The sequence below is a fragment of the Brenneria corticis genome (assembly GCF_003115855.1).
Classification (GTDB): domain Bacteria; phylum Pseudomonadota; class Gammaproteobacteria; order Enterobacterales; family Enterobacteriaceae; genus Brenneria; species Brenneria corticis.
On sequence record NZ_KZ819077.1, the window covers coordinates 209118 to 234795 of the forward strand.

The window sequence follows — 25678 nt, forward strand, 5'->3', positions numbered from 1 at the left end:
GCGCATGGCCCGTCAGGATGCCTGTCCATCCCCCCGACGTCGCTTTTTGCGCGACGCGGCGCGCGCCGTCGCCGGTTTATCGGCGGCGGTGACGGTGCTCGGCTTGCAGCAGCGGCGCAGCCAGGCGCATACGCTGCCGCTGCGTCCGCCCGGCGCGCTGGCGGAAACGGCGTTTTCCGGCGCCTGTATCCGCTGCGGGCAGTGCGTGCAGGCCTGTCCGTACCAGACGCTGCGCCTTGCCACGCTGGCGTCCGGTCCGGCGGCCGGCACGCCTTATTTTATTGCGCGCGACGTCCCGTGCGAAATGTGTGAGGACATTCCCTGCACGGCGGCCTGCCCGAGCGGCGCACTGCGGCCGCTGGACGCCATCGATGATGCCCGCATGGGGCTGGCGGTGCTGCTGGATCAGGAAAACTGCCTTAACTATCAGGGACTACGCTGCGATGTGTGCTACCGCGTCTGCCCGTTGATCGACAGCGCCATCACGCTGGAGCCGGAGCGTAATGCGCGCACCGGCAAGCACGCCCGCTTCAGGCCGACGGTTCATAGCGACGCCTGCACCGGCTGCGGCAAGTGCGAAAAAGCCTGCGTGCTGGAACAGCCGGCGATCAAGGTGCTGCCGCGCTCGCTGGCGAAAGGGGAACTCGGGCATCACTACCGTTTCAATTGGCTGGAGACGCGCGATGGCAAACCGTAAGCGGGACGCCGGACGCGAGGCGCTGGCCAGGAAAGGCTGGTGGCGCAGCCACCGCTGGCTGGCGTTGCGCCGCCTGACGCAATCTCTGGTGCTGGGGATGTTTCTGTGCGGGCCGTGGCTGGGCGTCTGGATCCTGCACGGCAACTACAGCGCCAGCCTGCTGCTGGACGCCGTGCCGCTCAGCGATCCGCTCACCGTCCTGCAAAGCCTGGCGAGCGGGCATCTGCCGGCGGCGCTCGCGCTGGCCGGCGCGCTGATTGTCGCGCTGGGCTATGCGCTGGCGGGTAAGCGTCTGTTTTGCAGTTGGGTATGTCCGCTGAACCCACTGACCGATCTGGCCGCCTGGCTGCGCCGCCGCGTCGGCATCACCGCGTCGGCGTCCATTCCGCGCAGCCTGCGTTATCTGTTGCTGGCGCTGGTGTTGGCCGGCAGCGCGCTGACCGGCGGCATGCTGTGGGAGTGGCTCAACCCGGTATCGCTGACCGGAAGAGGATTGATTTTCGGGTTCGGCGCCGGCATCTGGCTGCTGCTTACGCTGTTTCTGTTCGATCTGCTGGTGGTGGAGCACGGCTGGTGCGGGCACCTGTGCCCGACCGGCGCGCTGTACGGCGCGCTCGGCGCTAAAGGCGTCCTGGTGGTGGAAGCGGCGGCTCGCGAACGCTGTACGCGCTGCATGGACTGTTTTCATATCTGTCCGGAGCCGCAGGTGCTGCGCGCGCCGCTGCTGGATAAACAAAGTCCGGCGCGGATTACCGGCCGCGACTGCATAACCTGCGGACGCTGCGTGGATGTCTGCGCTGAAGACGTTTTTAAAATAACCCTTCGATGGAATTCGGGAGCAAAATCATGAAAAGCCAGATCCTGACAACGGGATGGTTCCGCTGGATAACCGCCCTGGCAATGATGAGCAGTGCGATAGCCGCTGCGCAGGTGGATTTAAGTCTGTCGCCGGAGGTATCGACCGCGCCGCCGGGAAGTAATCGTATGCCGAAGCAGCAGGAACGCATGGCGCTCAACTATGTCAATCAGCCGCCGATGATCCCTCACGGCGTGGATGGCTATCAGGTTACCCCAACCTTTAACCGCTGTCTGCAATGTCACAGCGTGGAAAACTATCGCACCACCGCCGCGCCGCGCGTCAGCCCGACCCACTTCGTCGACAGTAGCGGCAAGGTGCTCGGCGGCGTGGCGCCCGCCCGCTATTTCTGCCTGCAATGCCACGTGCCGCAAACCGATGCGGCGCCGATTACCGGCAACACCTTTACACCATCCAAAGGGTTCGGACAGTGAGGTTTTCGATGGAAGAGCATAAGAAAACGGGGCGGATTCGCCGGCTCTGGCAATGGTGGCGGCGTCCGAGCCGTCTGGCGCTGGGAACGCTGGTGCTCCTCGGCTTTGCCGGCGGCATTCTCTTCCTGGGCGGCTTCAACACCACGATGCAACTCTCCAACAGCGAAGCGTTTTGCATCAGCTGCCACGAAATGCGCGATAACGTCTATCAGGAATATATGGAAACCGCGCACTACAGCAACCGCAGCGGCGTACGCGCCACCTGCCCGGACTGTCACGTTCCGCACGAATTTGTGCCGAAAATGGTGCGTAAAATCCAGGCCAGCAAGGAGCTGTATTCCAAAGCGCTGGGAACCATCGATACGCCGCAAAAATTCGAGGCGCATCGCCTGACCATGGCGCAGAACGAGTGGCGGCGCATGAGAAACAATGACTCCCAGGAGTGCCGTAATTGCCACAACGTCGATTATATGGATCTTTCCGGACAGAAAACGGCGGCGGCGGAAAAGCACAGCGAAGCGCAAAAAACCGGTCAGACCTGTATCGATTGCCATCAAGGCATTGCGCACAAGCTGCCGGATATGCGCGGCGCCCACGGCGGGTTTTGACCTCGACAGACTTAAGATTAATCCTGATAATAAACTGTCGCTTAAGTATTACCCTATGGTTTCCCTGCCATTAGAAAGTTAAAAGGAGTTTTGCTATGGGTCAGGTTCAGGATAAGAAAGAAGGAACGCTCAGGCTATTAACGCTTAATGAAATCGCTTTGGCTCACCGTGTGTTTGGTGGTTCTATTACGTATGCAAGAGTTTGGATTCATTGTGACAGCTATCTGCCGTTTGGTTTACAAGACAGCCGTACCGCTATGGCACCTAACGGTGAGCTTTGGTTCAGGAAAGAATTATATGAACATGACTTTGGGAAAAGCACGCACAGTATCGCAACGCGGCATCTTTTCATACACGAAATGGCCCATGTTTGGCAGCATCAACATGGGCAATGGGTTAGGCTACGAGGTGCTTTCAGTTGGGCGGCAGATTACACCTACGATTTAGATGAAAAGAAAACGTTAACAGACTATTCCTTAGAACAACAGGCTCAAATAATAGCAGACTATTTCGTCTTAACTACTTATGGTTATAGCGAATGGGAGTATCAAAAGATAAACCTGCGTTCTGTTTCATATACGGGGAAGGTCAGGGGGAATACTCTTTTATCCCTTTATAAAAATACACTGTCTGATTTTTTACCGAAAAGGTGAACTAATGAAAGTCTTTTCATTATTACTGCTTGTCGCTTTTTTCATGGTCGGTTGCGAATCTAATGATCCCAGGCCTAAAACATATCGGGCCACAATCACTACTGTGAACAATAAAGTATGTGTTTTAGCCCCTGTTGAAAGCGGTGAATATCTTAATGGCCTTGAATTTAACGAAGCGGGAAGTGAACAGAAAAGGTTTCGTAAATACTTCAGTATTGCGGATAAAGAACCCGTCCTGCTTTCGTCTGATAAGTGCGTTCCCGATTATGGATACAAATTTGAAGCTGGACACGATTATGGAATTCTTGTAGAAACTTTTTCAAAAGAGAAGGTGGAGAAAAAGCGTACGCCTGTTGGACGAAACTATATCGCCTCTTTCTCATTATCAGAAAAAGATGGCAGGTTATCGGTTACATCGAACTAGTCGCCGTCCGCGGGAATTTTGCAATTCGTGCAGTTATATGTGTAATATGAACGAAGGTTTCTAATCGGAATTGAACGAGGAATAAATCATGGCGGCAAAACAGCGCAATACCCAGAGCGTCACTATGAACGTAGAACGAGGTTTACTTATTCGGGCGCGTGAGGCTGGCATTAATCTTAGCGCCACACTAACTGCTGCTCTTGATGCTGAATTACGTCGGCACGCAGCACAGAAATGGCAGGAAGAGAATGCTGAAGCCTTAGTAGCTTTAAACCGTTTTCATGATGAGTGTGGTTGTTTCAGTGATGAGTACAGGACATTTTGACGATGCAGTTCACTATTTACCGCAATAGCGGGAAAAGTGTCGTTTACCCACTGTTACTCGACGTAACAAGCGACATTATTGGTCAGTTAGACCGTCGGATCGTGATTCCGCTGTTGCCTGTTGATAAATACCCCTCCTCACGCCGTCCGGAACGGATGATTCCTGTTATCAAACTGATGGACAGCAAAGAATACGCAGTAATGACCCATGAACTTGCGAGTGTCCCTGTTCGCGCACTGGGAGCCGAGTTTTGTAATGCATCTCAATACCGTTCTCAGATAAAGGCCGCCATAGACTTTCTTATCGACGGCATTTAAAAAACATCACCTCCCTGCTGACGCGCCCGACGCCAATCCCTCTTTAGCCTGAATAATACTGCGCTCAATCACCGCGCGGCGCGTATCGTTAAGCGGTAAAAGGCGCAGCATGGTTTGCCAGGCGTCGATGGCTTCCCGATAGCGCTGCCCTTCATAGGCATGGAAAGCCAGCAGGCTCAGCGCCCGAACGCTGACGGTGTCGGAATGCAGCAGTTCGCGCAACATCGCCTCGCCCCGTTGGCTCTCCCGCGGGTTGGCCGAGCGCAATAGCAGTTCGGCATAATCGAGCTTCAGCTCCGCGTTGTGCGGATCGCGTTGATATGCCTGGCCAAACGCCTGAACGGCCATGGCCGCGTTATCCAACACCCCGGCGATGCGGCCGAGCAGCCACCACTCCTGCGGATCATCGGGACGCGTCTCCAGCCGGCTGCGCAACCCAAGTCCGAGCCGCGCCAGCTCTTCCAGGGTGAGCGATTCCGTCTGCGGATCCATCACCCGCTGCATCAGCGCCGGCGTCTGCCTGACGACCTGCCGCCACTCCTGTACCCGGTTTACGCTGGCGGTCTTCCAAAACAGACCGAGGCTTATCGCCGCCAGCAGCATGATTCCCGGCAGCAGCGCCCAGCGGCTCACCGGACGCCGCTGGGCCGCGGGTTTACCGGGAATGTCCTGCAACAGCGTCTGCTGAAGTTCCTCGACCATGCCCGCGCGCTCCGCGTCGCTGGCGGCATCCGCGGCAAGCTCACGCAGACGGTGGCGATACAGCGCCCGGTTTATCGCATCACGATCGCAGGCGTCGCGCGTCGACCAGGGCGCCAGCAGCAACGCCGTCACCGCCGCAAGGGATAGAATAATCGTCGTCGTCAGCAATATCATCGCCGTTTCTCCTCGCCGTCCGGCGTTTCATTTACCGGCGCGTCTTCGTCCAACAGAGCCCGCAACCGTCTCTTCTCCCGCTCGCTTAGCGGCGCCGGGGCGCGACGATAGCGGCGGGCGCGGCGGATAATCATCCACGCTCCCGTCGCCAGAAACAGGACCGGCAGCAGCCAAAGCAGGAGGGTGAACGGCGTCATCGGCGGTTCATAGGTGACAAAATAGCCGTAGCGGGACACCATATAGTCGATAATCTGCGTTTTGCTCTGCCCCTGCCGCATCAGCTCATACACTTTCTGCCGCATATCGACCGCAATCATCGAATTGGAGTCGGCAATACTGTTGTTTTGGCATTTCGGGCAGCGTAACTGCGTGGTCAACTCGCGGAACTGCCGCGCCTGCGCCTCATCGTCAAAACGCCGGATCTCCTGCGACGCCAGCGCGCAAAGCGAGAGCAGCAGCGCGCCGACAAAACACGCCATCCTCATGCCCCTTCCCCCTTGCCGTATTTTTCCCATAGCGGTTGCAGCGTTTCCTGCCACACCTGCTGATTGAGGTCGCCCGCATGGCGATAGCGAATAATGCCATTGCCATCGATCAGAAAGGTCTCCGGCGCGCCGTAGACGCCGAGATCCAACCCCAGCATGCCGTTACCGTCAAACAGGCTCAGCGCATAGGGATTGCCGAGCTCATTCAGCCAGTCGACCGCTTGCCGCCGGTCGTCTTTATAATTCATGCCTACGACGCGGATCCCCTGCGCCGCCAGCCGGTTGAGGAATTGATGCTCCGCCCGGCACGTCGGGCACCAGGTGGCCCAGACATTCAGCAGCAGCGGCTTGCCGTCGATCAGCGACGAGCGGTCGTACAGTTTTCCCGGCTGTTCCAGGGCTTCAAGGCGAAACGCCGGCAGCGGTTTGCCGATCAGGGCCGACTCCAGCCGCGTCGGGTCGTCGCCTTCGCTATTGCGCACCAGCTGCCACAGCAGCGCGGCGCACAGCAGTAAAAACAGCGCCAGCGGGATAAACAGCACCTGACGATTCATGACGCCTCCCGAACGGCGCGCCGCAGACGGTAACGCGGATCCAGCATACAGAACACACCCCCCAGCGCCATCAACGCGCCGCCGTACCAGATCCAGCGCATAAAGGGTTTGTAATAAAGCCGCACCGCCCAACTGCCGTCGTCCAGCTCCTCGCCCAGGGCGGCGTAGAGATCCCGCGTCAGCCCGGCGTCAATCGCCGCTTCCGTCATCACCATGCCGCTGGCGTTATAGAAACGTTTTTCAGCGCGCAGCGTCGCCACCGGCTTGCCGTTGCGCATGACCTCGATCGTTCCCACGGCGCTGTGCCAGTTGGGGCCGGCCACGTCGCGCACGCCCTGAAAGCTGAAGCGGTAATCGTGGATCGTCGCGCTGTCTCCCGCGTTCATCCGCACGTCCCGCTCCACGCCGTAATTCTGGCTGAAGGCGATCCCCACCACCATCACCGCCACCCCGACGTGGCCGCACACCATGCCCCAGTGGCTGCGCGATAATTTGCCCAGCCCGCGCCACACTCCCTCACCCCGCGCGGCATTATGGTAAATATCCGCCAACGTCAGCACAAATACCCACAGCGCCATCGACAGCCCGACCACCGTCATGGCAACCACCCTGTCCTGCAACAGCCAGGGGAGCAGCAGCGACAAAGCGGCGGTGAAGACCAGCGCGACGGATAACAGGCGGCGCAGCTTTTGCGGTTCGTCGCGCCGCCAGCGCACCAGCGGCCCGACGCCCAACAGCAGCGCCAAAGGCGCCATCAGTACGCTGAACATGATGTTGAAGAAGGGAGCGCCGATGGAAATGCTGCCCAAACCCAGCTGCTTATGCACCAGCGGCAGCAAGGTTCCCAACAGCACGATCAGCGTCGCCGCCGCCAGCAGCAGATTATTGCCGAGCAGGAACGACTCACGCGACCACAGCGTATTGCTCACCCTGGCCCGAACCCGACGACCCTTGATGGCGAACAGCAGCAAAGAGCCGCCGATCGCCACAATCAGCAAGGCGAGAATAAACATGCCGCGCGCCGGGTCCGAAGCAAAGGCGTGCACCGATACCAACACCCCGGAGCGCACCAGAAAAGTGCCCAGCAGACAGAGCGAGAATGCGCCGATCGCCAGCAGCACCGTCCAGGCTTTGAAGCTGCCGCGCTTTTCGGTTACCGCCAGCGAATGCAACAGCGCCGTTCCCACCAGCCACGGCATCAGCGAGGCGTTTTCCACCGGGTCCCAGAACCACCAGCCGCCCCAGCCCAGCTCGTAATAGGCCCAGGCCGATCCCAGTACAATGCCCAGCGTCAAAAACACCCACGCCGCCTGAGTCCACGGACGCGACCAACGCGCCCATGCGCTGTCCAGCCGTCCGGCCAGCAGCGAAGCGACCGCAAAGGCGAACGCCACCGAAAAACCGACATAGCCCATATACAGCAGAGGCGGATGAAAGATCAGCCCGATATCCTGAAGCAACGGATTGAGATCGCGCCCGTCCAGCGGATAGTCCGGCAGGGTGCGGATAAACGGATTGGAAGTCAGCAGGATGAACAGCAGGAAGCCGACATTGATCATTCCCATCACGGCGAGCACCCGCGCCACGGCGTCCATCGACATGGCGCGGCTGAACAGCGCCACCGCAAATGTCCATCCGCTCAGCAACAGTACCCACAGCAGCAACGACCCTTCATGCGCCCCCCACGCGGCGGCCACCCGATACCACACCGGCAATGCGCGATTCGAATTGTTCGCCACGTAGAGTACGGTAAAATCATTGATCACCAGCGCATGCGTCAGAATCAGGAACGCCCCCAGAATGCAGGCGAACAGGGCCCACGCCAGCGGACGCGCCAGCGCCATCAGGCGCTCGTCGCCGCGCGCGGCTCCCCATAGCGGATAAACGCTTAACAGCGCCGCAACCCCCAGCGCCAGACAGAGTAGATAATTACCCGCTTCAGGCATCATAAGCGCGCATCCTCGCCGACCGGCGGCGCATGATGATGCTGATCCTCCATCGCCGCCTTCACCTCCGGCGGCGTGTAATTTTCATCATGTCTGGCAAGCACTTCTTGGGCGACGATATGGTTTTCGGACTCCAGAACGCCCTGCGCCACCACGCCTTGCCCCTCGCGGAACAGATCCGGCAAAATCCCCTGATAGCTAATCTCCACCGCCCCCAGCGCGTCATACAGGGTAAAGCTGATTTGCAGGCTTTGACCGTCGCGCCGCACGCTGCCCGGCTTGACCATGCCGCCAATGCGCAGGCGCTGCCCCAACGCCGGTTTTTCCCGCGTTTCGTTCTTGCCGTAGAGGATTTCGCCCGGCGTGTAAAAGAGGTCGATATTGGAACGCAGCGCATATAACGTCAGCGTTACGGTCAGCGTAATTCCGCCGATAATCGCCAGGATGGCGTACAGACGGATATTAGGGTGCGGATTCATTACCGTCGTCCTCCGCGGTTTCGCTGCGCCATGCCGTCCGCTTGCGCCGTTCCCGGCCCAACTGGCGGCGGATATCACCCAACAACACCCGTCGCCGCCATAGCGTGTGCGCCACCAGCGCGCCCAGCGGCAACAGGGTCAAGGCCGCCGCCAGCCACACATACAGGGCATAGCCGCCCATGGCGAAAAACGCCTGCCAGCTATCAAACGCGCCGTTCATCGCTCCAGCCTCCTTTTTTCGCCAGCGCCGCGACCCAGGGGTAGCGACGTTGCTGCATCAGAATCAAATTACGCAGCCGCATTAGTGACAGCGTAACAAACAGGCTCATAAAGCCCAGCAGCATCAGGCGCAGCGGGATGCGCATCGCCGGATCGAGGGTTTTCTGCATTTTTGTCGACCCCTGATGCAGGGTATTCCACCATTCGACCGAATAATGGATGATCGGTAAATTCACTACCCCCACCAGCACCAGAATGCCTGCCGCGCGCCCGGCGAGACGGCGATCGTCAAACGCATTGTAGAGCGCGATGGCGCCGAGATAGAGAAACAGCAACACCAGTTCCGATGTCAGACGGGCATCCCATACCCACCAGGTTCCCCACATCGGCTTGCCCCATGTGGCGCCGGTGGTCAGCGCAATAAAGGTGTATACCGCCCCCACAGGGGCCATCGCCGCCACGCCCAGATCCGCCGTTTTCGACTTCCACACCGCGCCAATCAGCGCGGCGATCGCCATAGCGGCGTAGATCCCCATCGACCATGCCGCCGCCGGCACATGCAGATAGATGATGCGATACCCCTGGCCCTGCTGGTAATCGGCGGGGGCGAAACCAAAGCCCCAGACAAGGCCGCTCAGCAACAGCCCCGCGCTCAGCAGCCCCAGCCAGGGAACAATCCGGCCGCAGATGCCGTAAAGCCGCTGCGGTTTCGCCAATCGATGTAGTGCGTTCCACATAATCATTCGCCCGCCGTAGGTAATGTCAGCCCCGCCGCGCGGGGAATTATTGGGTGCTTATCCGTAACGCCGCCGCGGTGGCGAACGGACTCAGGGTGGCGCTGCCCGCCAGAAATGCGCCAAGAATAGCCAGATACCCGCCGACCGGCTGTTGCATCATCGCCGCCTCCAGCGCCGCGGTGGAGAAAATCAATAATGGAACTGTGAGCGGCAATATCAGCAGGCTGAGCAGCACCCCGCCGCGCCGCAAGCCGACCGTCAGTCCGGCGCCAATCGCCCCCAGAAAGCTGAGCGTGGGCGTCCCCAGCAGCAACGTCAGCGCCATCACCCGCCAGCTATGCGCGCTCAGGCCGAACAACAGCGCGGCCAGCGGCGAAAGCAGCAGCAGCGGCAACCCGGTCACCAGCCAGTGCACCGCCACTTTCGCCAGTACCACCAGCGGCAGAGGCAGGGGCAGCAACGCCAGCTGTTCCAACGACCCGTCCTGATAGTCATCGCGAAAGAGGCGATCCATGGCCAGCATGGACGCCAGTAATGCCGCCACCCACACCACCCCCGGCGCGATGCGCATCAGCAGCTGCGGCTCCGGCCCGATAGCCAGCGGAAACAGCAGCATCACCATCAGAAAGAACCACAGCGGGTTGAAGATCTCCGCGCCGTTGCGCAACGCAACCTGTAATTCGCGCGCCATCATCCGCCGCATAAACTCGCCCCTTCGCCCGGCGACGCCAGCCGGATACAGCGTACGGTTCGCGACAACGGACGTAACGGTTGATGGGTGGTTAAAATGACGATGCCGCCGCGGGCGGTATGTTGCTCCATACGCCGCGTTAAGATTTCTATGCCGGCCGCGTCCAGGGCGGTGAGCGGTTCGTCCAGAATCCACAGCGGCGTCTCGGTCAGCCACAGGCGCGCCAGCGCCACCCGCCGCTGTTGTCCGGCCGAAAGACGCGCCGCCGGCACATCCTCGTAGCCCGTCAGACCGACCGCCGCCAGCGCCCGCCAATGCGCGGACCGCGGCGACCGCGGGTAAAAAAACCGCAGATTTTCCTCGCCGGTCAGCAGCGTTTTGATTCCCGGCTGATGGCCTAGCCACAGTAGCTGCTGATGATAACGGCGGCCCGCCCGATGCAGCGGTTGACCATGCCAGCGCACCTCCCCCGATTCAGGCAGGGCCAAGCCGCTTAAAATACGCAGCAGCGAGGTTTTTCCCACCCCGTTGGCGCCGGCAATCTGCACCATTTCCCCCGGCCGGGCGGAAAACGATAACGCCCCGAACAGCAGCTGTTCATCGCGTAAGCAGATCAGGTCGCGCGCTTCCAACATCAGGGTGAATTCCTTACATCGTGAGTGGTTTTAGCATACCATAGCGCCCCTTGCCGCTCGACTCGCCGCCCCCGGAAAACCCTACTCAGAAAGAGGTAATATCTCCACTCAGATCAATAAAGTGCGTCATTGCCGCTATCCCGGCCACCGGGCGCCGTGCAAAGCATGCCGGCGGCGCCATTGCGGGATGTCGGGGGGTGGCGATAGGGGGCGGGAAAACGCGGGAATAGGGTTTCCCGCCTGGCGGATTGACCAGCGCTATCGCTGCTGATTGCGGAGTAACTTCGCGGTATTGATCGCTTCGATCAGTTGAACCCGATTTACCCGCGAACTGTAGGTATCCAGCAGGCGCTGCCAGAGCGTGATGGCCTGCGTATAGTCGGCCCGCGAAAAAGCGTCGGCGGCCAGCAGCATCAGGGCGGTGACGTCGTCGGCATCCTGCGCCAACGCGCTATCCACCATTTCCCGCACCGCGGGCGTGAAGTTCTGCCCCGCCTGATAATAAAGCACCGTAGCCAGCGCCGCATAGAGTTCGGCGTTATCGCCCCGCAGCGCCAGCGCCCGCCGATAGGCCAGCTGCGCATTTTCATAAGCGCGACGATAAAGGTAATATTCGCCCAGCTCCGCCCACAGGGCGCTATCCTGCGGCGTTGCGCGAATGCTGCGCTGTAGCGCGGCCAGCCGTTTTTCCTGCTGCTGCGCCGCGCTGAAAACATGCAGCGGATCGGCAAGGCGCTGCCGTTCCGCCAGTACCGCGGTCATCCGCGGGCTCCACAGATAAAGCGCGGCGCTGCCCGACAAAATGACCGCCGCCGCAAGCACGATCGGCAGGTAAGGCATCGGCCGGCGCGGCGGCGGCGATATGGCCGGCCTCAAGGGCAGATCGCGCGCCAGTTCCCGGCATAGTTGCCCGGCCTGCTCATGCGAAAGCCGTTTCCCTGCCTGGCGGCGCTGCAAGCGCCAGATATTATGATGCAGGCGCGGCAGCAGCAAATCGCTGTTCGGCCGCCGGCGCAGCAAGCGCGTCCATACCAGCCCGGCAACCGCCAACGCCGTCAAGACGCATAAGATCATCAACCTTTCCTCCCGCGCTGGCGGCGTATCACCCGCCACAGAATCGCGAAAATCGCCGACAGCAATAGCGGCGGCGTCAGCCAGAGCACGCTGGTTTGCAGCCTCAGCGGCGGGGCGTAGCGGACAAAATCACCGTACCGCTGCGTCATAAAGGCCATAATCTCCGTCTCGCCTTTGCCCTGCCCAATCATGCTGAAAACCTCATGGCGCATACTGACCGCCGCCGGCGCCGTCGATTCCAGCAGGTTCTGGTTCTGGCACTGAGGGCAGCGCAACTGCGCGGCGATTTTCAGCGCCGCGCGCCGCTGTTCCGGGCTGGAAAATTCCCAGGTATCCACAATCTGCGCCGACGCAGGCGGAACCATCAACGACATCAGCAACAGCGCGATTATTTTAACCATAGGCTTTTCTCCCCCGACGCCACCCCAGCAGCGCGCCCGCGATCGCCAGTATGCCGCCGCCCCAGACCCAGCGAATGCCGACCTGTACGCCAAAACGCATGGCGTAGCGATTTTCCCCGCTCTTTTCCCCCATCACCACATACCAGTCTCTGAGCGGGCTCCAGGCGATACCAGGCTCAATCATCTGCTGATTGCGCGCGCTGTAGTAACGGCGCTCCGGCCTTACGCTGGCGACCGGCGCGCCGTCGCGATAAATAACGATAATCGCCTGTTCGGTGGTGTAATTTTGCCCGGTTCCCAGGCGCAGTTGCTGAAAATGAAAATGGTCGTCGCCCAGCGTCACCCGCTCTCCCTGCGCCACATTGACGCCGATCTCCTGCCGGCTTCCGGCGGAGAACATAATTCCCAGCGCCAGCAGCGCGACGCCGGTATGCGCCAGCAGGCCCGGCAATTGCCGACGCAGCGCGGCGACCGGCTGCAACCACTGCGCCGCCATCGCCCAACCGACCAGACCGGCGCCCAGCGCCAGCGCCGCCCCCTGCGGCCATAAGGCGAGCGTCGCCGCTCCCCCGGCCGCCAGCGTCGCGGTTAACCGCCGGCCGCTCCATCCGGCGCTGCGTTTCCAGTATCCCCCCGCCGATAGTCCGATCAGCAGCAGCATGATCACGCCGAAAGGCAATAAGGCCAGGTTAAAATAGGGGGCGCCGACCGATATTTTGCCCCAGCCCGCCAGCCAGTAAATCATCGGATAGAGCGTACCGAGCAGCACGACCAGCGCGACGGCGCTAAACAGCAACAGGGCGAGCAGTATCGCCGTTTCCCGCGACCACCCGCTAAACCGCGCGGCGTAGCGCCACGCCCTGGCGCGCCAGCCGTAAATCAGCAAAGCGGCGGCGCTTAACAGGGCGAAAAGGATAAACAGCGGGAACGCTCTGTCGTTATCAAGGGCGAAAGCATGTACCGAAACAAGGATGCCGGAGCGAACAATCAGGGTGCCCAGCAGCGTTAAAATAAAGGTCAGCATCGCCAGCAGCAGCGACCAGTGGCGGTATATCCCGCGCATCCGGGTGACAAACAGGCTATGCAACAGCGCGCTGGCCGTCAGCCAGGGAAGCAGAGACGCGTTTTCCACCGGATCCCAGAACCACCAGCCCCCCCACCCCAGTACGCTGTAGGCCCACCACGACCCCAGCAAAATACCCGCGGTTAACGCGCACCAGCCGGGTAAAGCCCAGCGCCAGCATAACCAGGCCGCCGCGGCGTTAAACTCGCCGCGGATCAGCGCGGCCAGCGCCAGGGCGCTGCCGACCGTCAACCCGCCGTAACCCAGGTACAACAACGGCGGATGCAGGATAAGACCGATATGTTGCAGCATGGGATTGAGATCCCTGCCCTGCGCCGCGGCGGGGAAGAGGCGGACAAAGGGATCGGAATAAAACAGCGTAAACGCCAGCAGCGCGGCGGTTATCGCCGCCAGCACCGCCAGCGTAAGGGGAAACAGATGGTCGGTGGAATGGTAGTAACGGCAGGCAAAGGCGGCGCTCCAGCCAGACAGGCATAATAGCCACAGCAGCAGCGAGCCTTCATGCCCGCCCCAGACCGCGGCGATTTTTAATCCCGGCGGTAAATCGCGGTGGCTATGCTGGGCCACGTAGCTTACGGAGAAATCATCCTGGACGAAGCAGAGCGTTAACAGGACAAACGCGAGCAGCAGCAGCCCGAACTGCGCCAGCGTCCCGCTCGACGCCAGCCGCTGGAGGCCGCCCCAGCGCAGGAAGAACCCTGCGAACGTCAACAGCCCGGTCGCCGCTCCGCACCCGATGGCGAGCGACAAGGCCACAAACCCCGCCTCTGGCAATAGCAATTCCAACGTTCCCCTTACCGGGCTTAGCCTCGGTCGGCCGTCCCGCGCGGCGAATGGCGTGAGTCGGACGGAGCGCCGCTCCGACGGTAAATCATGAAAGCCGCCCAGCCGCTCCGCGCACGGAGCGGATAAAGGCTATTGGCTCAGCAACCCGGCTTCGCGCGCCTGCTCATCCCACTGCGGAACCACTGTTTTCAGAAAGTCCTGTTTCTCGGCGTTGATTTTCTGCATATCCAGCCCCACCGCCCGTTGGGCTTTCGCTTTGGTTGAGATATCCGGCAACGGGATTTCCTGCGTGACGCCTTTCGTCGCCAGCACGCGCACCAGTTTGACTCGCGCATCGGCGGCTTTGTCCAGCGCGGAACCCAGTATGCGCAACCCTTCGTCGGGCGCATGCATATGGATGCCGTGAGAAGCGATAGCCAGATCCCAGCGCCACTGGGAATGGCGGATATCGGTCAGAATCTGTTTCATTTCCGTTTCCGTGGCGCCGGCTTCCCACGCGGCTTTGGCTTCAAAATGCGCATGCACCAGTTGGTCTTCCACCTTCAGCTTTAACGTCTGAATCGCGTTTTTACGCTCGGCCACAATACCCTGGAGCGTTGCTTTGTCCTGTTTGTGGCAATTAGCGCAGGTGTGGGCGAAATTATCAAACGGGTTGCCAACCTTATGGTCGGTGTAAAACCTGCCCTGGGCGTTTTTGACTTTCGGCATATGGCAGTCGATGCAGCTAACGTTGTTTTTACCGTGGATGCCGGTTCGCCAGGTTTCATACTCCGGGTGCTGGGCTTTCACCATCGGCGCCTTGGAAAGCGGATTAACCCAGTCCGTGAAGGCGATATCGTCGTAGTATTTTTCCATCGCTTCTACGGTGGTGCCGTTATCCCATGGGAGTTTCACCGCCTTATTCTCGCCGGAGAAATAATATTCGACATGGCATTGCGCGCAGACCATCGACCGCTGCTCAAGCCGGCTGGCTTTATCGAAGGGTTTGCCGATCGACTCCATCCCGCGGGCGGCATAAGGGCGGGACAGCGTCAGCGCGGGTTTACCCTTGGCGAACGCCGGCGAGGCGGTATCGTGGCAGTCCGCGCAGCCCAGTTCGTTGACGATTTCCGGCCCGCCGCGCGCCCATTTACCGTGGAAATAGCCCTCCTCCCCCTCTTTTTGGATCAACCGGGCGACGTCCGGGCTTTTGCAACTCCAGCACGCCATCGGCAATGGGCCATCCTCCGCCGTTTTGGGCGCGCCGGTGCGCAATGTTTCGCGCACATCGGTCAATGCGTAGGCATGCCCGCGCGGCTTGTTGTAATCCCTGGAAAACGGATATCCCGCCCAGAGGATCACCAGCCGGGGATCTTCCGCCAATGCATCCTGGCGCTCGGACTGCTCGCCGGTGGCTTTCCATGAATTGAACTGATCCGGATAGTTATCGACGAACTTATCGTTTCTGGCTTCCACCGGGGCGGGCGTCTCAGCGGAGACAGATTCGGCGGAGTGGGCTGGAATCAACAGAAAGGCGCTGGCTAACATGGCTAACAGGCGCCATAAAAAAACGCCGGGAGCGTTTTTCAACGTCGCTTGCCGTAAAGAGGCTATCGTGCTTATCTTGACCATAAACTTTTTGTCCGCAGTAAACCGCCTGCCGGCGGTTCAGACCATTGACAAAGTAGCCATTGATGATAGCAAATCCAACCCCGTCATTCCTGTAGGTCCCCGCTTTCACGAGGAGGAATCTTCCTGATATCAACGCACTAGCTGAAAGTAGATCCCCGCCTGCGCGGGGATGACTATGCCGGAGTGGGTTTGTCAGCAATCTGAACCGCCTGCCGGCGGTTATTTTTATTTTCCACATGACAGAAACGACAAATACCCATCATGACGATGACGCGTCATAAGGCTGAACAAAAACCCCATTAAAAATATTGTTTTCGATCAAAGGTGAAGAGGAGTAATAAAATGCATCGGGAAATTTATGACGGCTATCCCGTTTAATTCTCGTAGCGCCCACGGGGATAGCCTCTCCCCCCTTCTTTCACGCTTCCCCCGCCGACGGCGGAAACGCCGCCAGCAGCCAGGCGCGCAGCTGGCGGATATCATCCCGCGACGCTTTTTCCCGGCCGGTGACGAAATAGTAGCGGCCGCCGGGCAGGGAGCCGGTTAGCGGCGCCGTCGCCGGCGTCGTCTGGTCCCTTACCCGCCTGGCGGAGACCGGCGCGGCGGATTATCTCGCCAATCGCCTCTCGGCGGCCCTGGTGCTGGCCTTTATTCTGCATGAAACCTTCGCCCGCCGTCCGCTGCTCCATCCGGCCCTGCGCGCGCTGGTCACCCTGCGCGTCGGCTGTCTGGCCAGCGCCTGCTACATGGCCAGCGTCGGCAGTCAGTTCTACGTGATGACGCTGCTCTGGCAGCGCTACTATCAGTTGGATGTGCTCACCACCGGGCTGCTGTTTCTGCCGCTGGCGCTGATGATTGTGGTCGGCAACCTGCTGTTCGCGCGGTTAACCAAAGGTCGGGATGCGCGCCCTTTACTGCTGTGGGGATTTATCGGCGCCGCGTTCGGGCTGGGATCGCTGGCTTACGCCGCTTTTCAGCCTTTCTCCGCGCTGTTTATCGCCGCTATCGTCGCCAGCGGCATCGGCCACGGCATCATTTATCCGGCGATGTTTCAACTGGGATTACGGGACGTGCCGCAGGAGCATCAGGGCGCTGCCGGCGCGCTGATGGTGACCAGCCAGTACACCGCCGGCGCTCTGGCGCTGGCCCTGCTCAGCCTGCTGCTGGGGAACGGCGCCGATCCCGAAAGCTGGCGCAAGGCGCTGTGGCTGCTGACGGGCGCGGCGGCGTTGGGGGCGGGACTGGTGATGGCGGAAGCGCCCCGCCGCTGACGGACGAACCCCGCCGCTATCGCGTCGCGATAGCGGCCGGTTCCACTTCACACTCTGCTTCGTTTGCAACACCTCAATAACAAACATGTTGCATACGCAGCACACTCTTACCCTTCATATACATAATCCTCTGATTTTAAACCGTTAATTTAAATATTCGTATTGGCATGATTACTGCTATTCCTCTTATAAGTAAAAGCTCGCTTTTATTTTAATAAAGAAACAAAGCGTTATATAAAAAATAGATAATCATTTGTGTTTATTTTTCTATAAGGACTCTTTTCAGCCAGTCACCAAATAAATATTTATTATATTTCAATGAATTAACAGGAGCCATTATGTCGACACCCATAACGCCCCAAAAGCCTATCCAGTTCGCTTACTGGGTTCCCAACGTTTCCGGCGGGCTGGTCATCAGCCGCATACCGCAGCGCACCGGTTGGGATATTGGCTATAACCGCAAGCTGGCGCAAATCGCCGAACAGGCCGGCTTTGATTATGCCCTGACGCAAATCCGCTTTACCGCCGGATATGGCGCCGATAATCAGCACGAGTCGGTCTCTTTCTCCCAGGCGCTGCTGGACTCAACCACAAAGCTCAAGGTGATTGCGGCGCTGTTGCCCGGTCCCTGGAACCCCACGCTGGCGGCGAAACAGATTGCCACGATCAGCCATCTTTCCGAGGCGCGTATCGCGGTGAATATCGTCAGCGGCTGGTTCCGCGGCGAGTTCAAAGCCATCGGCGAACCCTGGCTCGACCATGAAGAGCGCTATCTGCGCTCGGAAGAGTTTATCCGCTGCCTGCGCGGCATCTGGACCGAAACCAGCTTTACCTTCGCCGGCGATTTTTATCGCTATCGCGACTATTCGCTGAAGCCCAAACCCCTGCAGCCGCTGCCGGAAATTTTTCAGGGCGGCAGTTCGCGCGCCGCGCGCGATATGGCGGCGCGGGTATCCGACTGGTATTTCACCAACGGCAATAGCGTGGCGGAGATTAAAAAGCAGGTGGACGACGTTCAGCGCAAGGCGGCTGAAAACCAGCACCAGGTCAAAATCGGGGTAAACGGTTTTGTTATCGCCCGCGACAGCGAAGAGGAAGCGCGCGAGGTATTGCAGGAGATCATCGATAACGCCAATCCCGACGCGGTAAAAGGCTTCCAGCATGAGGTTAAAAACGCCGGCAACGCCTCGCCGGAGGGCGAAGGCAACTGGGCCAAATCGACGTTTGAGGATTTGGTGCAGTACAACGACGGCTTCAAAACCAACCTGATCGGCACGCCGCGCCAAATCGCCGAGCGGATTATCGAACTCAAACACGCCGGCGTCGACCTGCTGCTGCTGGCGTTCCTGCACTTTCAGGAAGAGGTGGAGTTCTTCGGCAAAGAGGTTATTCCGCTGGTTCGCGAACTGGAAAGCCAACATCAGCGCACGGCGACGTCGGCCACCTGATTGCCGCCGCGTTGAGGAGGTCAGTATGGTTTTTGATGCATCATCAATGCAGAGCTTTGAGCAACTGCGGCACGCGAGCCAGGATGGCGAGATAGCCAGCCGTGCCGAGCGCGATACGCGCGGCGCCGAGCTATCACTAAACGGCGTCTCGCTGTCGTTCGGCGGCGTCAGGGCGTTAACCGATGTCTCGCTGCACGCCACACCCGGCAGCATTCTGGCGATTATCGGTCCCAACGGCGCCGGTAAAAGTTCATTGCTGAACGTTATCTCCGGCTTATATCGGCCGGATGCCGGGGAAATCGTCCTTGATAACCGTTCCTACCGCGCGCTGCTCCCGCAGCGGCTGGCGCGCGCCGGCGTGGCGCGCACCTTCCAGAATCTGGCGCTGTTCGGCGGGCTTTCGGTGACGGATAACGTATTGCAGGGCCTGGCGCACCGTAAAGCATCCTCGCTGTTCAGCGAGCTGTTCGGGCTGCCGAAGGCGCGCCGGGAAAAAGCCGACGCCCGCGCCCAGGCGCAGGAGATGATGCGCTTTTTCGGGCTGGAGGCCGTCGCGGACAGTCCGGTAACCAGCCTCTCCTACGGACTGCAAAAACGGGTGGAACTGGCGCGGGCGCTGATCGCCCGCCCCAGAATGCTGCTGCTGGACGAACCGATGGCCGGCATGACGCTGGCCGACAAACAACAGCTGACCCAAACCATTCGCCAAATCCGCGAACGTTTCGGCACCACCATCTTATTGATTGAACACGATATCGGCGTGGTGATGAGTTTGTCCGACCGAATCCTGGTGCTGGATCACGGCCGCCGCATCGCCGAGGGCCTGCCCGAGGACATCCGTCAGGATCCGGCGGTCATCGCCGCATATCTGGGGCTGGCGACCGAACCCGCCGCGACGGGAGCGCCATAATGGAGATTGACGCACTCTTTTTTGTCGAGGTGCTGATCGGCGGGCTGCTGTCCGGCGTGATGTACTCGCTGGTGGCGCTGGGTTTTGTCCTGGTTTACAAAAGCTCCGGCGTATTCAACTTCGCCCAGGGGGCCATGCTGCTGTTCGCCGCGCTGACGTTCGTTTCGCTGGTGGAACGCGGCTGGCCGGTGTGGCTGGTGCTGGCGATTACCCTGCTGACCATCTCGCTGGTCGGCATGCTGATTGAACGCACCGTGCTGCGCCCGCTGGTCAATCAGCCGCCGATCATTCTGTTTGTCGCCACGCTGGGCGTTTCCTATGTCATAGAAGGCGCGGCCCAGCTTATCTGGGGCACCCAGGTGCACGCCCTGGATTTGGGCATCGACGATCTCCCCTTTGAGGCGTTCGGCGTGATGATCAGCATTTTCGATCTGTTCGCCGCCGGCGTCGCCGCCCTGCTGGTGCTGGCGATAAGCCTGTTCTTCCGCTACACCCATACCGGGCTGGCTTTTCGCGCCGTGGCCGACGACGCCTTTGCCGGACTGGCCGTCGGCCTGAATATCGGCCGCCTGTGGGGCGTCGTCTGGGCCGCCGCCGGGATCGTCGCGCTGGTGGCCGGTCTGCTGTGGGGAGCGCGCCTCGGGGTGCAGTTTTCCCTATCGCTGGTGGTGCTTAAAGCCCTGCCGGTGCTGGTATTGGGCGGATTCGATTCGATAGGCGGCGTGATTATCGCCGGACTGCTGGTGGGCGCCATCGAGAAAATAGGCTCGGTTTATCTCGGACCGCTGCTCGGCGGCGGCATAGAGAGCTGGATCGCCTACGCCGTCGCCCTGCTATTTCTGCTGGTGAAACCGTCCGGGCTGTTCGGTTCCCGCCATCTGGCGAGGCTATAACCATGCCGCATCCGACATCCGCTTTGCGCCGCGCCCTGCCGCGCGCGCTAAACCCCGCGCTGATTGCGCTGCTGGTCATCGCCTACGCGCTGGTTCCGCTGTTCGCCAACGAATACCTGTTCGATGCGGTGCTGACGCCGTTTCTGGCGCTGTCGCTGGCCGCGCTCGGGCTGAATATACTGGCCGGCTACACCGGACAGGTCTCGCTCGGCAGCGCGGCCTTTATGGCGGTGGGCGCCTATGCCGCCTTAAACCTGATACTGCGGCTCCCCTTTCTGCCGCTGCCGGCGGTACTGCTGCTGGCGGGCACCATCAGCGCGCTGCTGGGGCTGATTTTCGGCTTGCCCAGCCTGCGGCTCAGCAGCTTTTATCTGGCGATCTCCACGCTGGCGACGCAGTTTTTCGTCCAGTGGGCGCTGAATAATTTCGGCTGGTTTTCCAATCACAGTCCGTCGGGCGTGGTTTCGGCGGCCCCGCTGCGGTGGGGAAGCTGGGTGATAGAGAGTTCGGCGAGCCGCTATTTTTTCACCCTGCTGGTGGTCAGCCTGCTGACCTGGCTGGTGGTCAGACTGGCGGCATCGTCGGTCGGCCGCGACTTTATTTCCGTCAGGGATAACCCACTGGCGGCGCGGGTGATTGGCGTGCCCATTCTGCGCACCAAAATGATCGCTTTCGGCTTTTCCTCATTCATTATCGGCATCGCCGGGGTGCTGTGGTCCTTTACCTATCTGCGCAATATCGAACCCGCCGGTTTCAATCTCGACCGCTCTTTCCAGATCCTGTTCATCATCATTATCGGCGGGCTGGGTACGGTGCGCGGCGCGTTTCTCGGCGCCGCGCTGCTGACGGTATTTCCCCTGTTGCTGTCGCGCGGCGGCGAGTGGCTGCTGGGGCGGCAAGTGGACTCCGGGGTACTGGAGCTGCTCCAGCAAATCATTCTGGGCCTGATACTGATCGGTTTTCTGATCGTCGAACCCAAAGGTCTGGCGGCGCTGACGCAGCGCCTGGGCCGTCTGACCGTTCGCAGGAGGAAGCATGGCGCCTGAATCACCGCATGCGTTGACGGTATCGAACCTCAGCGCACGCTATCAACGACATATCATCGCCCTTGAGGCCGTTTCCCTCAGGGTGGAGGAAGGCGAAATCGTCGCCCTGCTGGGGCGCAACGGCGCGGGGAAATCCACCATTCTCCAGGCTATCTCGCATTTGCTGCCCGCGCGGCGCGGTCAGGTCAGCGCCGGGGAGATCCGCTGGGGCGGCGAGGAGATCACCAACGCGGCGCCGCATCAACTGGTGCGGCTCGGCATCGTGCCGGTGGTGGAGGGAAGACACTGTTTCCCCTCGCTGACCATCGAGGAAAACCTGATTACCGGCGCGCTCGGCCGCGCCGCGACGCGGGCGGATATCCGCCGCGGCCTGGCGGAGGTCTATGACATCTTTCCGCGGCTGAAAGACAAACGCACGCTGAAGGCCGGGCTGGCCTCCGGCGGCGAGCAGCAGATGGCCGCCATCGGCAGAGCGCTGATGTCCCGTCCGCGCCTGTTGCTGTTGGACGAGCCCTCCATGGGGCTGGCCCCCCGGATCGTCGAAGAGATTTTTAGCGTTTTAACGCGGCTTAATCGGCAGCAGGGGCTGTCGATTCTGGTCGCGGAACAGAACTCCACCGTCGCGCTGCGGCATGCCCATCGGGCGTACGTTCTGGATAACGGCGGCGTGGCCCTTTCCGGCCCGGCGGCGGAGCTTAGCCAGCGTGAAGACGTGCAGAAAATTTATCTCGGCTTTGCAGCCTGACACCTACCCTAAAGGAGAACGATATGAGTAACCTTCAAACGCCAGAAACAGCTTCACCGCGCGCGCCGCAGGGCGTGCCGGGTTATCCCCGTCCCGACAAACCCGCCCATATCATCGGCAGCGATGAGGAAGCCATCGCCGTGGCCCACGCCCTGGCGGAGCAATTCGCCGTCGGCGCCGCCGAACGCGACAGTCAGCGCATTTTACCGATTGACGAGCTGGACGCGTTTTCGCAAAGCGGACTGTGGTCGATCAACGTGCCCAAGCGCTTCGGCGGGCCGGAGGTCTCTTACGCCACCCTGACCCAGGTGGTGCAGATTATCGCCGCCGCCGATCCCTCCATTGCGCAAATCTCGCAAAACCACCTCGGCATCATCGCCGCCATCCGTTCCGTCAGCGATGAGGCGCAGCAACGGGAACTGTTCGGCCTGGTGCTGCAAGGCGTGCGTTTCGGCAACGCCTTTTCCGAATTCAACAGCAAACGCGCGGCGGATTTCCAAACCTCTTTCGTCGATAACGGCGACCACGTGCTGGTCAACGGCCAGAAATTCTATTCGAGCGGCGCGCTGCTGGCGCATCTGGTGCCCATCGTCGCGCTCGACGATCAGGGGCGCGCCTGGTATGCCATCGCCGAGCGCGACGCGCCGGGGTTGACGGTGATCGACGACTGGTCCTCTTTCGGTCAGCGCACCACCGCCAGCGGCACCGTACTGGTGGAAAACGTTAAAGTGCCCAAGTCCTACCTGGTTCCCGCCTATAAAGGGTTTAAATCGCCGACCGCCGACGGCGCCATCTTCCAGATCATTCAGGTCGGCATCGATAACGGTATCGCTCAGGCGGCCATCAACGACGCCATCCGCTTTATTCGCGAAAAATCGCGTCCCTGGGTGGACAGCGGACTGGACCATGCCTGGCAGGATCCCTACACCATTCAACGCATCGGCGATCTGACGTTGCGGCTGCACGCCTCGGAAGCCATACAGGAAAAGGCCGGGCTGGCGGTGGACCGCGCCGTGGCGCAACCCAACGCGGAGAATGTCGCCCGCGCGCAGATCGCCGTTGCCGAAGCCAAAGTGCTGAGCACCGAAATCGCCATCGAGGCCACCAACCGGCTGTTCGAACTGGCCGGCACCCGCTCAACGCTGGCGGAGCACAACCTCGATCGACACTGGCGCAACGCTCGCACCCATACGCTTCACGATCCGGTGCGCTGGAAATACGCTATTCTGGGCAATTACGCCCTGAACGGCGTCAATCCCCCGCTGCACGCCTGGAGCTGACACGGACGCACCAAATAAAATAATAAATTAAACAGGGCATCATCATGAAGACAACCCATGTCAAACCTGCATCGCCAGTGAAGTGGCTGGTCAATATCATCGCCGGGACCGTACTGCTGGGCGCGCAGTTAGCGCAGACCGCCAGTGCGGCGGACGAGCAGTACTTCCCGTTACAGAGTTATCGCGTTGGTCCTTACGCCGCGGCGGGAAGCGGCTTTTTCGGCGGATTTATCGATTATCTGACGCTGATTAACACCCGGGACGGCGGCGTTAACGGCGTCAAGCTGAGCTGGGACGAGTGTGAAACACAATATGAGGTCGAGCGCGGCGTGGAGTGCTATAAGCGCCAGAAAAATCGCCCCGGCGTGGCCGCATGGAATCCCCTTTCCGTGGGGATCGCCTATGCGATGATCGACGATGTGACCCGGGACAAGACGCCGCTGATCACCATCGATCACGGTAGAACGGACTCCACGGACGGCCGGGTTTTCCCTTACGTCTTTCCGCTGTTGCTCAACCCCTACAGTGAAACCTCCGGTATTATCAGCTTTATCGGAGGCAAGGTAGGCGGCGAGGAAAAACTGCGGGGCAAAAAGATCGTCGTGCTGTATCACGGCTCGCCCTACGGCAAAGAAACCATCCCGATTTATCAGCTGCTGGCCGAAAAGTATGGCTTTGAACTGCAACAGATTGAAGTGCCGCACCCCGGCAACGAACAGCAGTCACAGTGGCTTACCATCCGCCGCGCCAAACCGGACTATGTGATTTTACGCGGATTCGGCGTGATGAATCCGGTGGCGTTGAAAACCGCGCAGAAAGTGGGATTCCCAGCCGACCATATCATCGGCAACGTCTGGTCGAACTCGGAGGAGGACGTGATCCCGGCGGGCAATGCGGCGAAAGGGTATATCGCCCTGACCACCCAGGCGTCGGGCTCGTCCTATCCGGTGGTTAAAGAAATTGTCGATACCGTCTACGGCGCCAATAAAGGGAATTTGCAGGACCGCAAGCGCATCGGCAGCGTCTATCACAATCTGGGCATCGTCAACGGTATTTTGAATGTGGAAGCGATTCGCATCGCCCAGGAGAAATATGGTCATCGTACCTTAACTGGCGATGAAATCCGCTGGGGGCTTGAGCATCTGCGCCTTGACCCGGCGCGGGTGGAAGCGCTGGGGGCGAAAGGACTGTTTCACTCCATCAACGTCACCTGCGAGGATCATGAAGGCCAGGGCCGGGTGACGTTCCAGCAGTGGGACGGCGCGAGCTGGAAGGTGATCAGCGATTGGATCGCCCCGGACTGGGCGCTGCTGCGTCCGATTATCGAAAAGTCGGCCAGCGCCTACGCCAAGGAAAAGAATATTACGCCGCGTACCTGCGACGGTAACGAAGACTGATCGCTTACGGTTATTCTCTTTATTCGGTCACGCCGTTTGATATACAGGCCGGGCAAACTGCCCGGCCTGTGGTTTTTGATAATGCCTGGTAAAAACCCCCTCCCGGCCTCCCCCTTGGCACTGTCTCTTAGTCACAAATTTACTGTTAACGGTATATGTGAGTTCAGCGCTATTTCGTGCGCTAGAAGGCCGTCATTTCTCTGCTATGTCGCAGCACGCGCCCGACGCAGGGTGGTTCAAGCGCCACCACCCTCCGGACCCGGGCTGTGGCTGAAATCACGTCGCTGACGCGATGCCTTCGGCGGTCGCCCCCTTTCCCGAACCGCCAGTGACGCGTTCCCGACGCGGCACTGGCTTGCGCCGCTTCCCTGCGGCGCATTCGCGGGGTCGTCCACCTCAGCGTGATTTCTTACGCCGACGAAAAACAAAAAACAAAGAACCAAGAATGAACCCAAGACCAGAATACACATGGCCTCTAGAGGTTCCTTGGATTTGTGTATAAGAGACAGCCCTTGGCAGGGGGAGGAGCTATAGCTTGCCGGCAAATTGTATTGTCCTGACTCAATTTGCTGATTTTTGTTTTTTGCTTTTGGTCGGCGTAAGAAATTATGCTGAGGAGATAGCAGGCTTAGGATGAGCCGCATGGATGCGGCGAAAGCTTGCGCCACGTCGGGAACGTGTCGCAAGCGGTCCGTTAAGCCTGATACCGACGAAGGCACCTGCGCAACAGGCATAATTTCAGCCGAAAGCCAGGGTTCTCAGGGCTGCGGCGACTGAGTAACCGTGTTGCCAGTCA

30 protein-coding genes are annotated in these 25678 nt (G+C 60.1%); 17 read left to right on the forward strand and 13 right to left on the reverse strand.

Features of this window, described 5'->3' with window-relative positions; translation table 11 throughout:
* Window positions 1–4 precede the first annotated feature (4 nt).
* The 8 genes from napG to DDT56_RS10290 all read left to right on the forward strand — a co-directional run bounded on the left by napG (window position 5) and on the right by DDT56_RS10290 (window position 4314).
* Window positions 5–697, forward strand: coding sequence for a ferredoxin-type protein NapG (gene napG, locus DDT56_RS10255; RefSeq protein ID WP_136166345.1), 693 nt, complete (start codon window positions 5–7; stop codon window positions 695–697).
* Window positions 684–1547: a quinol dehydrogenase ferredoxin subunit NapH gene (gene napH, locus DDT56_RS10260; protein WP_136166346.1), complete on the forward strand. Its 864-nt coding sequence runs from the start codon at window positions 684–686 to the stop codon at window positions 1545–1547. Before napG ends, napH begins: the two co-directional genes overlap by 14 nt.
* Window positions 1544–1987: a nitrate reductase cytochrome c-type subunit gene (gene napB, locus DDT56_RS10265; protein WP_136166347.1), complete on the forward strand. Its 444-nt coding sequence runs from the start codon at window positions 1544–1546 to the stop codon at window positions 1985–1987. Before napH ends, napB begins: the two co-directional genes overlap by 4 nt.
* Before the next feature lie 8 nt (window positions 1988–1995).
* On the forward strand, window positions 1996–2595 hold the full coding sequence (gene napC, locus DDT56_RS10270) for a cytochrome c-type protein NapC (RefSeq protein ID WP_136166348.1): 600 nt from the start codon (window positions 1996–1998) through the stop codon (window positions 2593–2595).
* 95 nt (window positions 2596–2690) lie between these two features.
* Complete coding sequence (locus DDT56_RS10275; protein WP_136166349.1) at window positions 2691–3248, forward strand: type IV secretion protein Rhs; 558 nt, start codon at window positions 2691–2693, stop codon at window positions 3246–3248.
* 4 nt (window positions 3249–3252) lie between these two features.
* Window positions 3253–3672: a putative T6SS immunity periplasmic lipoprotein gene (locus tag DDT56_RS10280; protein WP_136166350.1), complete on the forward strand. Its 420-nt coding sequence runs from the start codon at window positions 3253–3255 to the stop codon at window positions 3670–3672.
* Between the two features lie 88 nt (window positions 3673–3760).
* Window positions 3761–3997, forward strand: coding sequence for a type II toxin-antitoxin system CcdA family antitoxin (locus DDT56_RS10285; RefSeq protein WP_136166351.1), 237 nt, complete (start codon window positions 3761–3763; stop codon window positions 3995–3997).
* Window positions 3998–3999: 2 nt separating this feature from the next.
* Window positions 4000–4314, forward strand: a complete 315-nt coding sequence (locus tag DDT56_RS10290) for a CcdB family protein (protein ID WP_136166352.1) — start codon at window positions 4000–4002, stop codon at window positions 4312–4314.
* A gap of 6 nt (window positions 4315–4320) precedes the next feature.
* On the opposite strand, the gene ccmI is transcribed toward DDT56_RS10290, so the two are convergent.
* The 13 genes from ccmI to nrfA form a co-directional block, all read right to left on the reverse strand.
* Window positions 4321–5190 (reverse strand): c-type cytochrome biogenesis protein CcmI, encoded by an 870-nt coding sequence (gene ccmI / locus DDT56_RS10295; protein WP_136166353.1) that lies wholly within the window; start codon window positions 5188–5190, stop codon window positions 4321–4323.
* On the reverse strand, window positions 5187–5675 hold the full coding sequence (locus DDT56_RS10300; RefSeq protein ID WP_136166354.1) for a cytochrome c-type biogenesis protein: 489 nt from the start codon (window positions 5673–5675) through the stop codon (window positions 5187–5189). Before DDT56_RS10300 ends, ccmI begins: the two co-directional genes overlap by 4 nt.
* Complete coding sequence (locus DDT56_RS10305; RefSeq protein WP_136166355.1) at window positions 5672–6229, reverse strand: DsbE family thiol:disulfide interchange protein; 558 nt, start codon at window positions 6227–6229, stop codon at window positions 5672–5674. Before DDT56_RS10305 ends, DDT56_RS10300 begins: the two co-directional genes overlap by 4 nt.
* Window positions 6226–8178, reverse strand: a complete 1953-nt coding sequence (locus DDT56_RS10310; protein WP_136166356.1) for a heme lyase CcmF/NrfE family subunit — start codon at window positions 8176–8178, stop codon at window positions 6226–6228. The genes DDT56_RS10305 and DDT56_RS10310 overlap by 4 nt, the downstream gene beginning before the upstream one ends.
* On the reverse strand, window positions 8175–8654 hold the full coding sequence (gene ccmE, locus DDT56_RS10315; protein ID WP_136166357.1) for a cytochrome c maturation protein CcmE: 480 nt from the start codon (window positions 8652–8654) through the stop codon (window positions 8175–8177). Before ccmE ends, DDT56_RS10310 begins: the two co-directional genes overlap by 4 nt.
* Entirely contained in the window at window positions 8638–8874 is a 237-nt protein-coding gene (ccmD, locus tag DDT56_RS10320) for a heme exporter protein CcmD (RefSeq protein WP_136166358.1), read from the reverse strand. The genes ccmE and ccmD overlap by 17 nt, the downstream gene beginning before the upstream one ends.
* Entirely contained in the window at window positions 8858–9610 is a 753-nt protein-coding gene (locus tag DDT56_RS10325) for a heme ABC transporter permease (protein WP_136166359.1), read from the reverse strand. Before DDT56_RS10325 ends, ccmD begins: the two co-directional genes overlap by 17 nt.
* A 46-nt stretch (window positions 9611–9656) precedes the next feature.
* Complete coding sequence (gene ccmB / locus DDT56_RS10330) at window positions 9657–10313, reverse strand: heme exporter protein CcmB (RefSeq protein WP_136166360.1); 657 nt, start codon at window positions 10311–10313, stop codon at window positions 9657–9659.
* Window positions 10301–10936, reverse strand: a complete 636-nt coding sequence (gene ccmA, locus DDT56_RS10335) for a cytochrome c biogenesis heme-transporting ATPase CcmA (protein ID WP_136166361.1) — start codon at window positions 10934–10936, stop codon at window positions 10301–10303. The genes ccmB and ccmA overlap by 13 nt, the downstream gene beginning before the upstream one ends.
* 258 nt (window positions 10937–11194) lie before the next feature.
* Window positions 11195–12010 (reverse strand): TPR domain-containing protein, encoded by an 816-nt coding sequence (locus DDT56_RS10340; protein ID WP_168197601.1) that lies wholly within the window; start codon window positions 12008–12010, stop codon window positions 11195–11197.
* The gene (gene nrfF / locus DDT56_RS10345) at window positions 12010–12411 is read right to left on the reverse strand and encodes a heme lyase NrfEFG subunit NrfF (RefSeq protein WP_136166362.1); all 402 of its coding nucleotides are present in this window, start codon (window positions 12409–12411) and stop codon (window positions 12010–12012) included. The genes DDT56_RS10340 and nrfF overlap by 1 nt, the downstream gene beginning before the upstream one ends.
* A complete protein-coding gene (locus DDT56_RS10350; protein ID WP_136166363.1) occupies window positions 12404–14281 on the reverse strand; it encodes a heme lyase CcmF/NrfE family subunit in 1878 nt (625 codons plus the stop codon). Before DDT56_RS10350 ends, nrfF begins: the two co-directional genes overlap by 8 nt.
* 129 nt (window positions 14282–14410) lie before the next feature.
* Window positions 14411–15808 carry an ammonia-forming nitrite reductase cytochrome c552 subunit gene (gene nrfA / locus DDT56_RS10355; protein ID WP_136166382.1) on the reverse strand — a complete coding sequence of 466 codons (1398 nt, stop codon included), beginning with the start codon at window positions 15806–15808 and terminating at the stop codon, window positions 14411–14413.
* Between nrfA and DDT56_RS24600 the strand changes: the two genes are divergently transcribed.
* The 9 genes from DDT56_RS24600 to DDT56_RS10400 all read left to right on the forward strand — a co-directional run bounded on the left by DDT56_RS24600 (window position 15807) and on the right by DDT56_RS10400 (window position 24882).
* On the forward strand, window positions 15807–16019 hold the full coding sequence (locus tag DDT56_RS24600; RefSeq protein ID WP_210417006.1) for a hypothetical protein: 213 nt from the start codon (window positions 15807–15809) through the stop codon (window positions 16017–16019). The genes nrfA and DDT56_RS24600 overlap by 2 nt on opposite strands.
* A gap of 511 nt (window positions 16020–16530) precedes the next feature.
* Window positions 16531–17163, forward strand: a complete 633-nt coding sequence (locus tag DDT56_RS10365) for an MFS transporter (RefSeq protein ID WP_246856757.1) — start codon at window positions 16531–16533, stop codon at window positions 17161–17163.
* 338 nt (window positions 17164–17501) lie between these two features.
* Window positions 17502–18611 carry a dimethylsulfone monooxygenase SfnG gene (gene sfnG, locus DDT56_RS10370; protein WP_136166364.1) on the forward strand — a complete coding sequence of 370 codons (1110 nt, stop codon included), beginning with the start codon at window positions 17502–17504 and terminating at the stop codon, window positions 18609–18611.
* 25 nt (window positions 18612–18636) lie between these two features.
* The gene (locus tag DDT56_RS10375; protein WP_136166365.1) at window positions 18637–19521 is read left to right on the forward strand and encodes an ABC transporter ATP-binding protein; all 885 of its coding nucleotides are present in this window, start codon (window positions 18637–18639) and stop codon (window positions 19519–19521) included.
* Window positions 19521–20414, forward strand: a complete 894-nt coding sequence (locus DDT56_RS10380; RefSeq protein WP_009112434.1) for a branched-chain amino acid ABC transporter permease — start codon at window positions 19521–19523, stop codon at window positions 20412–20414. The genes DDT56_RS10375 and DDT56_RS10380 overlap by 1 nt, the downstream gene beginning before the upstream one ends.
* A gap of 2 nt (window positions 20415–20416) precedes the next feature.
* Window positions 20417–21460 (forward strand): branched-chain amino acid ABC transporter permease, encoded by a 1044-nt coding sequence (locus DDT56_RS10385; RefSeq protein WP_136166366.1) that lies wholly within the window; start codon window positions 20417–20419, stop codon window positions 21458–21460.
* On the forward strand, window positions 21450–22205 hold the full coding sequence (locus tag DDT56_RS10390; RefSeq protein ID WP_136166367.1) for an ABC transporter ATP-binding protein: 756 nt from the start codon (window positions 21450–21452) through the stop codon (window positions 22203–22205). The genes DDT56_RS10385 and DDT56_RS10390 overlap by 11 nt, the downstream gene beginning before the upstream one ends.
* A 23-nt stretch (window positions 22206–22228) precedes the next feature.
* Window positions 22229–23485 (forward strand): SfnB family sulfur acquisition oxidoreductase, encoded by a 1257-nt coding sequence (locus tag DDT56_RS10395; RefSeq protein WP_168197602.1) that lies wholly within the window; start codon window positions 22229–22231, stop codon window positions 23483–23485.
* 44 nt (window positions 23486–23529) lie between these two features.
* A complete protein-coding gene (locus DDT56_RS10400; RefSeq protein WP_136166368.1) occupies window positions 23530–24882 on the forward strand; it encodes an ABC transporter substrate-binding protein in 1353 nt (450 codons plus the stop codon).
* The last annotated feature ends 796 nt before the right edge of the window (window positions 24883–25678 follow it).